The following is a 15,615-nucleotide window of genomic DNA, read 5'->3' on the forward strand; positions in this document are numbered from 1 at the left end:
CGGCATATTGGATGATTTTTTATTGTATCCCCCTTTTACATATGAAAAGGAGGGATATAAAAGAGAAAAATTATCGTAACTATGATGTCCGCTTCTTAATCGAAATGGTATACGACGTTCGCGTGCATGGACAAGAGCTGATGAGGAATGAGATTTGCTCTTGTGAGAAATAAATAAAGCATAAGAATAAAGAATCTACATAGAGTTCAATGAAAACAGTTGCAAACTGTTCATATTTTGTTATGATAGTGTTACGAAAACGTTTGCATAAAATTTCCGATGGGATGCAAAAGGAGAGAATGACTATGAATAAGACATGGTGGAAAGAAGCGGTTGCTTATCAAATTTATCCACGAAGCTTTATGGATTCAAATGGTGATGGTATTGGAGATTTACAAGGTATTATTGCAAAACTGGATTATTTAAAAGATTTAGGTATAGATGTAATTTGGATTTGTCCAATGTATAAGTCGCCTAATGATGATAATGGTTATGATATTAGTGATTATCAAGACATTATGGATGAGTTTGGTACAATGGCAGACTTTGATGCTTTACTAGATGAAGTTCATAAGCGTGATATGAAGCTTATTATTGATTTAGTTATTAATCATACGAGTGATGAACATCCATGGTTTATTGAATCACGTTCATCTAAAGATAATCCGAAGCGTGATTGGTATATTTGGCATGATGGTAAAGATGGTGCGGAGCCAAACAACTGGGAAAGTATTTTTAATGGTTCGGCATGGGAATATGATGAAGAAACAGAACAATATTATTTACATTTATTCTCACGTAAACAACCAGATTTAAACTGGGAGAATAAAGAAGTTCGCGAAGCGCTATATGATACGGTTAATTGGTGGCTTGATAAAGGTATTGATGGTTTCCGTGTTGATGCGATCAGTCATATTAAAAAAGAAGAAGGCCTCAAGGATATGCCAAATCCAAAAGGGTTAAAATATGTGCCATCTTTTGATAAACATATGAATGTGAAAGGTATTCAACCTTTATTAGAAGAGCTAAAAGAAAACACATTCTCTAAGTACGATATTATGACTGTTGGTGAAGCAAATGGTGTTAAGATTGAAGATGCTGAGCTTTGGGTTGGAGAAGAGCAAGGTAAGTTCAATATGGTATTCCAGTTTGAACATTTAAGTTTATGGGATGCAGAGAAGAAGAAAGACCTTGATGTTGTAGGATTGAAAAAAGTATTAACGAAATGGCAAAAAGGATTAGAGAATAAAGGATGGAACGCTTTATATATTGAAAATCACGATAAACCACGTATCGTTTCAACATGGGGAGATGATAAACAATATTGGCGTGAAAGTGCAACAGCCCTAGGAGCGATGTATTTCTTTATGCACGGTACACCGTTTATTTATCAAGGCCAAGAAATTGGTATGACAAATGTTCAGTTACCAAATATTGAAGATTACGATGATGTAGCAATTAAAAATTTATATCGCGAGAAAATTGCAGAGGGCGTACCACATCAAGATATGATGGAGATTATATGGGCTTCTTGCCGCGATAATTCACGTACACCTATGCAGTGGAATGATGAGATGAATGCTGGTTTCACAACAAGTACACCTTGGTTTAGCATGAATCCAAATTACAAAGAAATTAATGTTGAAAAGCAAAAAAATGAAGAAAAGTCTATTTTCAATTTCTATAAGAAAATGATTGCCCTGAAAAAAGAGCACGATGTACTGAACTATGGTACGTATGATTTACTTTTAGAAGACGATCCACAAATTTATGCATATACACGTACGTTACAGGATGAAAAAGTCATTGTAATTAGTAATATCTCAAAAGAGGAAGCTGTGTATAATGAGGGTTCATTTGCACTAGAACGCAAACGTTTGCTTTTAAATAACTATGAAGTTGCGGAACATGAAGAAGTAACAACAATTGCTTTAAAACCTTATGAAACAAGGGTTTATCGCATTTCATAATAAAAAAGGATGCTCTTTGAGCATCTTTTTTTATGAAAAAAAATAAATTTCTATTGCAAATTGAAAACGCTTTTATTAAAATAGATTTATGAAAACGGTTGCGTAAAGATAAAAATAAAGTAACATAAGGAATCGTTTTCATAAAGGGAACAGAAATTATAATTTAAATCATTATGTTGTTATAAATAAAGGGGAGGAAGAACAGATGAAAATTACGTCTTTTGATTTTTGGCAAAAGTTCGGGAAAGCGTTATTAGTTGTTGTAGCCGTAATGCCAGCAGCTGGTTTAATGATTTCCATCGGTAAGTTAATTGGTATGTCTGCTGGGGATGTTAACGCAGTTCATACAATTGCTCGCGTAATGGAAGACATCGGTTGGGCAATCATTACAAATCTACACATCTTATTCGCAGTAGCAATTGGGGGATCTTGGGCGAAAGATCGCGCGGGTGGTGCATTTGCAGCGCTATTAGCATTCGTCTTAACAAACCGAATTACAGGAGCTATATTTGGGGTAAACGCTGAAATGTTAGCGGATTCAAAAGCGAAAGTTTCTTCAGTAATAGCGGGAGATTTAATTGTAAAAGATTACTTTACTTCTGTACTTGGTGCACCTGCATTAAACATGGGAGTGTTCGTAGGGATCATCACAGGTTTCTTAGGAGCTACTTTATATAACAAATATTATAACTATAATAAACTGCCACAGGCATTAGCATTCTTTAATGGAAAACGATTTGTACCATTCGTTGTAATTCTTTGGTCTACAGTTACTGCGATTGTATTATCACTTCTATGGCCATTCATCCAAAGTGGGTTAAATGAATTTGGTCGCTGGATTGCAGCTTCAAAAGATAGTGCACCAGTTGTTGCACCGTTTGTATATGGAACGTTAGAGCGTTTATTATTACCATTTGGTTTACACCATATGTTAACGATTCCGATGAACTATACAGAGCTAGGCGGAACATATACGATGCTAACTGGTTCAAAAGTTGGACAAGTTGTAGCAGGACAAGATCCATTATGGCTTGCATGGATTACAGATTTAAATAATTTATTAGCAAATGGAGATACGAAGGCATATAACGATTTATTAAATAACGTTGTACCAGCTCGTTTCAAAGCTGGACAAGTTATCGGCTCAACAGCAGCTTTAATGGGAATTGCATTTGCGATGTTCCGTAACGTTGATAAAGAAAAGCGTGCAAAATATAAACCAATGTTTTTATCAGCAGCATTAGCAGTATTCTTAACAGGTGTAACAGAACCAATTGAATTCATGTTCATGTTTATTGCTCCAGTATTATATGTTGTATATGCTATTACAACAGGACTTGCATTCGCGCTAGCTGATTTAATTAACTTACGTGTTCATGCATTTGGATTTATTGAGTTAATTACTCGTACACCAATGATGGTTAACGCAGGTTTAACAAGAGACTTAATCAACTTTGTTATTGTTTCATTAGTGTTCTTCGGTCTTAACTTTACACTATTTAATTTCTTAATTAAAAAATTCAACTTACCAACACCAGGGCGTGCAGGTAACTATATTGATAATGAAGATGAGGCATCAGAAGGAACAGGAAATGTACAAGATGGTTCATTAGCAACAAAAGTTATCGATTTATTAGGTGGAAAAGAAAATATTGCTGACGTAGATGCTTGTATGACACGCTTACGTGTAACAGTAAAAGACTTAGATGTTGTTGCACCAGAAGCACAGTGGAAACAAAATGGTGCTTTAGGGCTTATTGTAAAAGATAAAGGTGTACAAGCGGTATATGGTCCGAAAGCTGACGTATTAAAGTCAGACATTCAAGATATGTTAGGTGCGTAATAATATGAAATTGCTAACTTTAAACTGTCATTCTTGGCAAGAAGAGAATCAAATAGAAAAGATACAATACCTTGCTAAAGTAATTCAAGAAGAAGAGTACGATGTCATCGCATTGCAAGAAGTAAGTCAGTCCATACAAGCTGAAAATGTATGCGGTAACAAGAAAAAAGATAATTTTGGACTTTTACTATTAGAAGAGTTAAAAGCGCTACATGTAAAAGATTACAATATTACTTGGGATTTCTCTCATATTGGTTATGACGTGTACGAAGAAGGATTAGCGATTATAACGAAGCATAATATTATAAAAGAAGATACGTTCTTCATTTCAGAAAACGAGGATACAACGTATTGGAAAACGCGTAAAATTGTAAGTACAACAATTGCTTATAATGGTAAGGATATAACGTTTTACTCTTGTCATCTCGGTTGGTGGAATGATGAAGAAGAGTCATTCAAAGGTCAAGTCGATCGTTTGATGGAGCGTGTAGATAGCAATAAGCTCGCCTTCTTAATGGGGGATTTTAATAATAATGCTCGATTGAAAGGCGAAGGTTATGAGTATATGATGCAAAAAGGGTTGTATGACACATATGAATTAGCAATAGAGAAGGATGAAGGAACGACTGTCCAAGGTGAGATTGCTGGTTGGGATGAAAATAAACATAATTTGCGAATCGATCTAATATTGTGTAACCAAAGTAAAAAAGTTCATTCTTCAAAAGTTATTTTTAATGGTACAAACAGAAATGTAATTTCAGATCATTTCGGTGTAGAGGTTCAATTGGATATATAATAGAAGAAATCCTCACAGAGAATAAAAGCTGTGAGGATTTTTTTTAGGAATACAAGTATTTCCAAGAGAAAATACTTGTATTTTTTATGACATTTCATATATATTTGTTATTATTGAATGTAAAACCGATTTGGTCATTTTGTATTCATACTTTGACTCACTTCGTTATATAATGAAGTAAGTGAAAGTTAATGGGAAAAAATAGTACGTTTTTGGTTAATACACGATGTAGAAAGTGATATAATTGCAAAATGTATGTATCATTTTCTAAAGAAGGAAAAATATATAATTAGGTGATAACTTCTATGAAACAGATTTGGCGTATTTATAAGACAGATTTACGGAATGTAGCCAAACATTGGGCTGCAATTGTTATTGTTTTAGGATTAATGATTTTACCATCGTTATATGCATGGTTTAACATTAAAGCTTCTTGGGATCCATATGGAAATACAAAAGAGGTTCCCATTGCAGTTTCTAACCAAGATGCAGGTTCTAATTTAAGAGGGAAAGATATTAATATCGGGAAAGAGATTGTAGACTCCCTTAAGAAAAACAAAAATCTTGGCTGGAAATTTGTAGATGAAAAACAAGCAATTTACGGAGTTGAGCGTGGAGATTATTATGCAAGTATTACGATTCCAAAAGATTTCTCTGAAAAAATTGCAACTGTTCTGGATGAAAATCCACAGAAACCAGAACTGGATTACTATGTAAATGAAAAGGTAAATGCGATTGCACCGAAAATTACAGCAAAAGGTGCATCAGGTATTACGGAAGAAATTAGTAAAAACTTCGTTAAAACAGCGAACGGTGAGATTTTTAAAATCTTCAATGACCTTGGAATCGATTTAGAAACAAACTTACCAAGTATCGAGAAAGTAAAAGATCTTGTCTTTAAGTTAGAAGCGCAGTTCCCAGAAATGAATACATTGATGGATAAGGCGTTAGATGATGCAACTCGAGCAGAAGATGTTGTGAAAGTAGCGCAGAAAGATTTACCTGTTGTAGAGAGTGTAATAAATGATGGACAGGAAGCGTTGGCGAATTTAGATAAGTTCTTTGCAAGACAAGATCAAACATTAAAAAATGCTCCAGGGACGATAAGAAATGATTTAGTAGCAGCAAAAGGCGTTATGGATAGTGCAGCTGCATTTACTGACTTTTTAATGAATCCAGGTGTAGAACTAAATATTCCTGACTTGTCTGGAATGAATGGATTACCTGAATTCCCAGCGAGACCAGATCTTTCTAAGTTGAATAGTGATGGTTATAAGAGTATAGCGCAAAATATTAATCAAACAGTAAATAATGTTTTAAGTTCATCACGTGCAGGAACAGCTTATGGGAAAAGTGTTTTAAATGGATTGCAAAATGGTCAGTTTGATCCAGAACAAGCAAAGAGAGATTTAAATGCGGTATCAGAACGATTACAAACTGGTACAGATGGTATTTCATATCTTATTAATTTCTTTACTGAACTTCAAAAATCGGCGACTACTGATTTTGGTCAAAGCTTTTTCAAAGGGCGAGTGGATCACTTAACTAATGTTAAAAAAGGTATGGAAAATGCAAATAACGGTATTAAAGATATTGTAAATGTTATTGGCAAAGGACAAGAAGTAAAGAAAGATGTAACAGATGTAGCGAATCAAAAATTAGATGCAGCAAATGGATTAATTGATCAAGCTGAAAAAGATTATAATGAAACGTTTGTAGCAGATTATAAAAAAGCAGTTAGCACAGTCGATCAAGCTAAAGTTGATGCAAATGCAGTATATGATAATGCAAAAGCAGATTACGATAGAGTAAAAAATGGTATTGAGGGTGCAAAAGCAGATTTACAGAAAGCAAAAGAAGATGTACAAAATAGAGGTATTAACGGTTTAGATTCAACGAAAGTAGCTTTAAATAGCTTAAATGGTCAATTCCAATCTGGAATCGGTTTAATTGATGATATGATTCCAGTTCTAGAAAGTACAAATAAGGTTTTAGCGGATGTAAATAGTGATAAAAACCTTAATAATGGAATCGCAAAATTAAACAAAGCGAAAAGTAGTCTGCAAAAAGGTGTAGATGCAACGAATAAGGGGATTACACTTCTTAACAATGGCCAGAAACCTACAAAAGATGTAATTGAAAGTATTAACAACGCTGCGAAGGGCGGATCAGCTCAATTAACAGATGTATTATCGACGTATGATTCAGAAATTGTACCTAATTTCAATACAGCAATTGCTCGTACAAAAGAGATGTCGAAAAATACAACTCAAATTTTAAATGATGCAGACAAAAAGCTTCCAGATGTTAAAAAATTACTAGAAGATTCATCAAAAGGTTTAGTAGATGGTAAAAAGAAATTAGCAGACATTAAAGCTGAAATGCCAGCTACTGAGAAAAAGATTAAAGAATTAGCAGATAAAATTCGTGATTTTGAATCTGAAGAGGATTTAAAAGACATTATACGTTTATTGAAAAATGATGTTGAAAAGCAAAGTGATTACTTTGCGAATCCAGTAAATTTAAAAGAAAATAAATTATTTGCGATGCCGAACTACGGTTCAGCGATGTCACCATTCTATACAGTGCTTGCATTATGGGTAGGCGCATTATTAATGGTTTCATTATTAACGGTAGAAGTACACGAAGAGGGCGCGAATTATAAGAGCCATGAAATTTACTTCGGACGTTTATTAACATTCTTAACGATAGGTCTTTCACAAGCGTTTATCGTATCGATGGGAGATATATTCTTACTCGGTACGTACGTAGTCGATAAGTTCTGGTTTGTGTTATTTAGTTTATTTATTGGTGGAGTCTTCGTTTGTATCGTATACTCACTCGTTTCTATTTTCGGAAACGTTGGGAAATCGATGGCGATCATTTTACTTGTACTACAAGTAGCAGGATCGGGCGGAACATTCCCAATCCAAATGACACCAGCGTTCTTCCAAGCGATTTATCCGTTCTTACCATTCACATACGCAATTAGCGCAATTCGTGAAACAGTTGGCGGAATGCTTTGGGATATCGTAACACGAGATTTACTTGTGTTAAGTGCTTTCGTAGTAGTTATGATTGTTGCTGCGTTATTACTGAAAACACCAATTAACAAATCAAGTGAAAAATTTGTTGAGAATGCAAAAGGAAGTAAAATCATTCACTAAAATAAAAGGTTCCTACCGATAGAGGTAGGAACCTTTTTGTTTAATCAAATTTTAATTTTTTTAATGCTTCTGCGAATGGGTTATTTAATGGTTCTTCTTCTTTTTTCTGTTGTTTCATATATTTTTGAACGTCGCGTTTATCGGCTTTGTTTCCAGATTCTTTTTTACGTCGTTCTTGGAATGTTGATAATTTCTCACGATAGCCACATTTACATGCAAAGATTTGACCTGCACCTTCACCACGTAATTCTAGTTTCTTCTTACATTGCGGACAGCGAGCGTTTGTTGTACGAGATACATTTTTACGATGACCACATTCACGATCTTGGCATACGAGCATTTTTCCCTTTTTGCCGTTTACTTCTAGCATTGGTTTACCGCAGTCTGGACAAGGCTTCGTTGAAATGTTGTCATGTTTATATTTTTTATCACTCGATTTAATTTCAGAAACAATTTCTTTCGTATAGTTCTTCATTTCCGAAATGAATACTTCTTTCTTTAATTTTCCTTTTGCAATTGCTTCAAGTTTTTGTTCCCACTCACCAGTTAGTGTAGGTGATTTTAATTCTTCTGGTACTAAATCAAGTAACTGGCGACCTTTTGAAGTAATGTGAATATCTTTACCACGTTTTTCAATTAAGAATGAATTGAATAGCTTGTCGATAATGTCTGCACGTGTCGCTACAGTACCTAATCCACCAGTCGATTTTAACGTATCAGCAAGTTGTTTATTTTGCGTATCCATATATTTTGTAGGATTCTCCATTGCTGAAAGTAAAGTCGCTTCGTTAAATCGTGCAGGTGCTTTTGTTTGACCTGATGTTTGCATAATTAACTTTACAGCTAATGTATCGCCTTTCTCAATGTGAGGTAGAAGTTGCTCTTTTACGTCATCAGTTACATCATCATCTTCAAAGCGATTTTCATATACTTCTTTCCAACCGGCATGTAGAATTGTTTTTCCGCGCGCAATGAACGTTTCATTGCCAACCTTTGTGCGTAACGTTAGTTGCTCATATTCGAATGCCGGGAATAACACAGCTAAGAAACGTTTTACAACTAAATCATAAATTTTGCGTTCTTTATCTGTGAATGCTGAGAAGTTAACGTATCCTTCTGTTGGAATAATCGCATGATGATCGCTTACTTTACTATCATCAACAAATGATTTGTTAGGTTTGATAGGCTTTTGTAATACTTTATGTGCGAAGGGACGGTATTCTCCAACACCACATGCTTTTAGACGTTCTGGAAGTGTTCCAACGATATCAGATGAAATGTAGCGTGAATCTGTACGAGGGTACGTTAGTACTTTATGCTGTTCATACAATTTTTGCATAATATTTAATGTTTCTTTAGCAGAGTAACCGAACTTTTTATTCGCATCACGTTGCAATTCAGTTAAATCGTAAAGACCAGGAGAGAATGACTTCTTCTGTTTCTTATCAATTTCCACAACAGTAGCATTTTGTTTATCTAAACGTTTTACAATACCATCGATTTTTTCTTTATTAAAACTACGGCTATTGCCATTTGCATCTTGCCAAGTAAGTTTGAGCTTCTCCATTGTTTGAGCTTCGATGCCGTAGTAAGTTTGTGCTTTGAAGTTCTTTATTTCATCCTCACGACTAGCAATCATAGCAACAGTAGGGGTTTGTACACGGCCGCAATTTAACTGGGCATTAAAGCGAGTCGTTAAAGCACGAGTTGCATTAAGACCGATATACCAGTCAGCTTCTGAACGTGCAACTGCTGAAGCGTATAAATTGTCATAGGCTTTACCTGGTTTTAAATTTGCAAAACCATCTTTAATTGCTTTATCGGTTACAGATGAAATCCATAGACGTTTGATCGGTTTATTAATGCGAACCTTATCAATAATCCAGCGAGCGACCAATTCTCCTTCACGTCCAGCATCTGTCGCTACAATAATTTCATTTACATCCTTTCTAAGTAGCTGGCTTTTCACAGCATTGAATTGTTTCCCAGTTTGTTTAATAACCGTTAATTTCAAACGCTCCGGTAGCATCGGTAAATCTTCTAAATTCCACTTTTTATATTTCACATCATAGCTTTCTGGGTCTGCTAATGTAACGAGATGGCCTAAAGCCCAAGTTACAATATATTTACTACCTTCAAGATAGCCGTTTCCTTTTTTATCACACTTCAGTACACGAGCAATATCTCGTGCAACGGAAGGTTTTTCAGCGATTACAACGCTTTTTGACATATTAAAAACATCCTTTCAAATTTCCATAAGTTAAATATAGCATACATCTTCTTGAGATTCAGTTTCGCTCCATATTTCAGCTGTTTTTAATGGAGTTAACAAAATCCCAACTGATTAAAGTTTCACTTTATCAGTTGCCTCTATATCAAATAGAAAAGTAAAGAACTTGTTATTTTATTAGAATAAGAGTAGACTTTGAAGTAGATGAATAAGAAACACATGGGAGTTTGTGGATGCAAACTGAGAGTATGACTAATCCGTCATTGACCATTTGAACCTGTTGGATAATGCCAGCGTAGGGAGAGTGTAAAAGCACATATTCAGGCACTTTGCGTACGCGCAAAGTGTCTTTTTGTGTATCTCCCATCATTATAGTTAGGAGATGAAAAGGATGAATATGAAAGAAATTAGTAAAGTAGTGGATTTGGTGAGAGAATCTAATCCGCTTGTTCATAATATTACAAATGTTGTTGTAACAAATTTTACTGCTAACGGTTTGTTGGCACTTGGGGCATCGCCTGTAATGGCGTATGCGAAAGAAGAAGTAGCAGAAATGGCTAGCATTGCTGGAGCGTTAGTATTAAATATGGGGACACTTCGTCCTGAAGAAGTAGAAGCGATGTTACTCGCGGGTAAATCAGCAAATGCGAACAATGTGCCAGTACTATTTGATCCAGTTGGTGCAGGAGCAACTTCGTATCGAACAGAAGTTGCGAGACATATTCCGGCTGAAATTGAGTTAGCAATTATCCGCGGAAATGCAGCTGAAATAGCAAATGTTATTAATGAGAAATGGGAAATTAAAGGGGTAGACGCTGGTACTGGAAATGGCAATGTTGTAAGTATTGCAAGGCAGGCAGCAGATGAACTAAATACAGTTGCGGTCATTACTGGAAAAGAAGATGTTGTTACAGATGGAGAGAGAACTATTGTTATTCGAAATGGTCACCCTATTTTAACGAAAGTTACGGGAACAGGTTGTTTACTAACTTCTGTAATAGGAGCATTTGTAGCAGTGGAAAAAGATTATGTAAAAGCAGCAGTAGCAGCATTAACGTTTTATGGTGTAGCTTCGGAACTGGCAGCTGCTAAGACCGTGGAAAAGGGACCTGGTGGTTTCCAAATTGAATTTTTAAATCAGTTAGCGAATACTACTTCTGGTGATATTGAGAAGTATGGAAAGATTGAGGAGTTAGAGTAAGAGGGAGTGAAAGAAATGGCACGCATTGAAATAGATAAAATGTCTAAGCTATTGCAAGTGTATTTTATTATGGGAAGTAATAACTGCACGAGGGATCCTTTAGCTGTATTGAAAGAAGCGTTAGATGGTGGAGTGACAATTTTTCAGTTTCGCGAGAAGGGGGAAGGTTCTTTAATCGGAGAAGATAGAGTGCGCTTTGCAAAAGAATTGCAGACGCTTTGTAAGGAATATAGTGTTCCTTTCATTGTAAATGATGATGTAGAATTAGCCATTGAATTAGATGCAGATGGTGTTCATGTAGGACAAGATGATGAAGGAATTACATCTGTTCGTGAAAAAATGGGAGATAAAATTATCGGCGTATCTGCTCATACAATTAAAGAAGCACGCTTTGCAATCGAAAATGGAGCAGATTATTTAGGCGTTGGACCTATTTTCCCAACGAGTACGAAAAAAGATACGAAAGCGGTTCAAGGAACGAAAGGATTAGCCTATTTTAGAGAACAAGGAATTACAGTGCCAATCGTTGGTATTGGTGGGATTACAATTGAAAATACAGCGGCAGTTATAGAAGCGGGTGCGGACGGTGTTTCAGTTATTTCAGCAATTAGTTTAGCTGAATCTGCGTATGAAAGTACGAGAAAATTAGCTGAAGAAGTAAAGAGAAGTTTGTAGGGAAGGACGTGTAGTATTTTAAGTGCTACATGGAGAAATAGACTGCCCCAAAATTTAAACAAACGTTTGATTAAAAAAGCACAAACCTTTTTAAATAAAGGTTTGTGCTTTTTCTTTAAAACATAATTGAAATTAAGAGCATTCCAATTCCGATAGAAGTAAATGTTGCGATTAAGCCTGGAATCATAAAGCTATGATTTAATACGTATTTACCAATACCTGTTGTACCGGTACGGTCAAAGTTAATGGCAGCAACGATTGTGCCGTAGTTTGGAATGAAGAAATATCCGTTTACTGCAGGGAACATCGCAATCAGTAGCGCTGGTGGAATACCAAGGGATAGTCCAAGTGGCATTAAGGCACGTACTGTTGCTGCTTGGCTGTACAGTAAAATAGATAGAATGAATAGTGCGATGGCAAATAGCCAAGGTGCACTTGTTACTAAATGCTGAATGGATCCTTGAATCATATTTAAGTTTCCATTAAAGAAAGTATCTCCCATCCAAGCGATACCGAAAATAGCAACAACTGCTGTTGCTCCTGCTTTAAAGACGTTACCAGATACAATGCTTTCTACATTTGGTTTACAGAAAATAATAATAAGAGCCGCGATAGTTAACATAACCATCTCAATTGTGTTCGGCATGGAAAGACGAGCTAACTTCCCATCAACTATCCATCCTGGACGAAGTGCTTCAAATGAACCAAGAAGTACAACAAGGAAGGTTCCTACTAGGAAAAGGATAACTGATAATTTTGCGCCCTTTACACCTACAAATTCTTTTTTCTCTTCAAGCTTAGGAATCATTCCTTCTTTTAATCGTTTTAAGTATTCAGGGTCTTCATTTAATTCTTTTCCCATCTTACTAGCAACGAATGCAGCTATCATACAAGCGATGAAAGTAGAAGGGATACTTACTTTTAAAATATCTAATAAGGTGATTTTATAGTCAGCTAACATTGCTAAAAGAGCAACTGTGGCAGCTGAAATTGGACTAGCTGTAATTGCTTGTTGAGAAGCGATTACGGCAATCGACATTGGGCGTTCCGGTCTAATCCCTGATTCACGAGAGACTTCTGCAATAACAGGAAGTACAGAATAGGCAACGTGACCAGTACCTGCACATAGTGTGAATAAATAAGTAACAATTGGAGCAAAAAAAGTAATACGCTTTGGATTTTTTCGTAATGCCTTTTCAGCTAGATGAACAAGATAGTCCATTCCTCCAGCAGCTTGCAAAGCACCAGCAGCTGTAATTACTGCCAAAATCATAAGCATTACATCGATAGGAGGCGCGGTTGGTTGTAGGTGGAAGACAAAAACGAGTATTGCCATACCAACTCCACCCATTACTCCTAAACCAACTCCGCCTAGGCGTGCACCAATAAAAATACAGAGTAACAAGGTAAGAAATTGTAGCCAAAACATGATAAACTACCTCCGAAATTCATTAGTTAAGATATATTCGAATAGTTTAATTTGAATGAAAATTAAATAAATACCCGAAGAAATCCTTGTTATTTATACATTTTTTATTATATAACACAAAAAAAGTAACATTCACGTACTTTTTGAAATTATTTCGAAAAAGCAATGCATTAAAAATTTGTATTTATATCTCTAAATAAGTAGACATTTTGATTTATATGTTGTAATCTTTGAAAGAGAATAAATTAATTCTCATAGAACTCCCATATCGTTCAACTCGTTCAGCGAGAAAGGCAAACTGATGGAAACATGAGGACGCAAAACTACAGGAGCTAAGGTCGAAAGGCTACGCTAGCCAGTTACCGGACGGATAGGGTTGGTCTTGGCCAATGCTTTTACATTGGCTTTTTTTTATTCTCGAACATATTGAGAAACATTTTCAAACAAAATATCCATATATTTTGTTTTTTTTGTTTGTGTTGATTAAGGAAGGTGGATATTAATGAAAAAATATTGGCATAAGTTATCGTTCCTTCAAAAGAACGTCTTATTAACCGTATTAGTTATTTTGACACTTGTTGGAAGTATGGGTGCATTAAGTTTCAATATGTTTCAAAATAGTATGATGTCTTTATTTGAAAGGCAGTCTATTGAAACAGGAGAAATAGTATTGAAAAAACTGGATGTAGAATTAGTTAGAGACATGGCGAAAGATCCTACAGCCGAAAAAGTGAAAAAAGAAAAGTTAACAGAGAAATTAGATGAAGTATCAAAAGAATTGAAAAGCGTTGGACAAACGTATGTTACAGGAGCAAAGCCGAATGAAAAGCGAGAATTACAACTCGTTGGTTTGACTACAGAGTTAACAAATGCGTTTCCTATAAAGCCGGGAGATTATTATGAACAACCCGCTCATTGGATGAAGGCATACGATAAAGTGATTGATACGAAAAAGGCTCAAATGACAGAAGTATATGAAGATGAAATAGGTTCGTGGGTGACAATATTAGAACCAATTACAGATGGAGAAAACAATATTATTGCAATTGTTGCCGCTGACTTAGATGCTTCCATTGTTCCTATTACAAAAGAGAAGTTTATGATACAGGGTTTACTCTTTATCATTATTTCATTAGCAATTGCGACTATTACTCAATTCTTTATCGTGCGTCACTCGCTAGCTCCATTAAAAGATTTACGAGAAGGGTTACGTAAAATTGGTGAAGGTGACTTGAGTATTAAATTAAAAGAAAGACCAGATGATATTGGAATTATTAATGTTTATTTCAATAACACGATTGAAAAGTTTAAAGGGATTATAGATAAAGTAAGGCAAACTGCTGAGCAAGTTTCTTCTTCTTCACAAGAATTGTCGGCGAGTACAGAGGAAAACAGCATGGCAGTTCAAGAGATTGCAAGTTCTATTGAAGGTTTAAGAGTAGGGGCACAGTCTCAAAAAACTTCAGTACAACAATGTTTAGGAATTGTACATGGAATGGAAGATAAGGTAGAAGAAATAACTGGGGCTGCAAAACAAGTTGCGGTTGCTTCTGAAGGTATGGAACAACATTCAATTGAAGGTAATGAAGTGATTGGACAAATTATTAATCAAATGAGTTTAATCCAAAATGCAGTACAAGATTTATCTTCCATTATTTATTCGTTAGAAACAAGGTCAAAAGAAATTAGTGATATCGTAACTGTAATTACAGGCATTTCAAATCAAACAAATTTATTAGCTTTAAATGCTTCTATCGAGGCTTCACGTGCTGGAGCAGCTGGAAGAGGGTTTGCAGTTGTTGCTGATGAAGTACGAAAATTAGCAGAACAGACGGAAGCGTCTGCTAAAGATATAGCGAAATTAATTGGTGAAACACAAGCTGAGACAGAAGATGCTGTAGTTTCCATGCAAAAAGGTTCAAAAGAAGTAGAAACTGGAATTTCGCTTGTTCAAAGTAGCGGAGATTTCTTTGAAAAAATCTCCAAATCAGCGCAATCTGTTACAGATCAAGTAAAAGCTGTTTCTGGTAATTCGAGTGATATTTTACAAAATAGCCAGAATATTGTTCAAGTCGTAAATGAATTATCACATATTGCAAATACTTATGCCAACAGCAGTAGTAATGTTGAAGAAAGCATGAAAGAGCAAGAAATATCAGTACAAGATATTGCAGAATTAGCGACTTCTTTAAGTTGGCTTTCTCAGGAATTACAAGAGCTTATTGGTGAGTTTAAAAGCGAATAAGGAGAAAGTTCAATTCTAATCAAGGGGGTATCTCCGCTACTGATTATGAATTGAACGAA

General features: G+C 35.4%; 10 protein-coding genes and 2 riboswitches. Of the genes, 8 read left to right on the forward strand and 2 right to left on the reverse strand.

What is annotated here, in order from left to right; all coding sequences use genetic code 11:
- Positions 1-41 precede the first annotated feature (41 nt).
- From ACS2QP_RS19990 to ACS2QP_RS20010, 5 genes are all read left to right on the forward strand, one after another.
- Positions 42-173, forward strand: coding sequence for an FAD-linked oxidase (locus tag ACS2QP_RS19990; protein ID WP_088349493.1), 132 nt, complete (start codon positions 42-44; stop codon positions 171-173).
- Positions 174-305: 132 nt separating this feature from the next.
- Positions 306-1,970 (forward strand): glycoside hydrolase family 13 protein, encoded by a 1,665-nt coding sequence (locus tag ACS2QP_RS19995; protein WP_332284971.1) that lies wholly within the window; start codon positions 306-308, stop codon positions 1,968-1,970.
- Between the two features lie 205 nt (positions 1,971-2,175).
- Positions 2,176-3,813, forward strand: coding sequence for a PTS transporter subunit IIBC (locus ACS2QP_RS20000; protein WP_000705560.1), 1,638 nt, complete (start codon positions 2,176-2,178; stop codon positions 3,811-3,813).
- Between the two features lie 4 nt (positions 3,814-3,817).
- A complete protein-coding gene (locus ACS2QP_RS20005; protein ID WP_000771997.1) occupies positions 3,818-4,609 on the forward strand; it encodes an endonuclease/exonuclease/phosphatase family protein in 792 nt (263 codons plus the stop codon).
- Positions 4,610-4,914: 305 nt separating this feature from the next.
- Entirely contained in the window at positions 4,915-7,776 is a 2,862-nt protein-coding gene (locus ACS2QP_RS20010; protein ID WP_332284970.1) for a YhgE/Pip domain-containing protein, read from the forward strand.
- A gap of 40 nt (positions 7,777-7,816) precedes the next feature.
- On the opposite strand, the gene topB is transcribed toward ACS2QP_RS20010, so the two are convergent.
- Complete coding sequence (gene topB, locus ACS2QP_RS20015) at positions 7,817-10,006, reverse strand: DNA topoisomerase III (RefSeq protein WP_438882762.1); 2,190 nt, start codon at positions 10,004-10,006, stop codon at positions 7,817-7,819.
- 209 nt (positions 10,007-10,215) lie between these two features.
- Positions 10,216-10,325, forward strand: a riboswitch (TPP riboswitch).
- A 72-nt stretch (positions 10,326-10,397) separates the two neighbouring features.
- Here topB and thiM point away from each other — a divergent pair.
- Positions 10,398-11,207 (forward strand): hydroxyethylthiazole kinase, encoded by an 810-nt coding sequence (gene thiM / locus ACS2QP_RS20020; RefSeq protein WP_119682900.1) that lies wholly within the window; start codon positions 10,398-10,400, stop codon positions 11,205-11,207.
- Positions 11,208-11,222: 15 nt separating this feature from the next.
- Entirely contained in the window at positions 11,223-11,882 is a 660-nt protein-coding gene (gene thiE / locus ACS2QP_RS20025) for a thiamine phosphate synthase (protein ID WP_017657404.1), read from the forward strand.
- 115 nt (positions 11,883-11,997) lie between these two features.
- Here thiE and ACS2QP_RS20030 read toward each other — a convergent pair whose 3' ends face one another.
- Positions 11,998-13,311 carry an anaerobic C4-dicarboxylate transporter family protein gene (locus tag ACS2QP_RS20030; RefSeq protein ID WP_025710029.1) on the reverse strand — a complete coding sequence of 438 codons (1,314 nt, stop codon included), beginning with the start codon at positions 13,309-13,311 and terminating at the stop codon, positions 11,998-12,000.
- 282 nt (positions 13,312-13,593) lie between these two features.
- Positions 13,594-13,678, forward strand: a riboswitch (cyclic di-GMP riboswitch).
- A gap of 135 nt (positions 13,679-13,813) precedes the next feature.
- On the opposite strand from ACS2QP_RS20030, the gene ACS2QP_RS20035 reads away from it, so the two are divergent.
- Positions 13,814-15,556, forward strand: a complete 1,743-nt coding sequence (locus ACS2QP_RS20035) for a methyl-accepting chemotaxis protein (protein ID WP_000761079.1) — start codon at positions 13,814-13,816, stop codon at positions 15,554-15,556.
- Positions 15,557-15,615 lie beyond the last annotated feature (59 nt).

The organism is Bacillus cereus group sp. Bce019 (assembly GCF_051781745.1).
Lineage (GTDB): Bacteria > Bacillota > Bacilli > Bacillales > Bacillaceae_G > Bacillus_A > Bacillus_A cereus.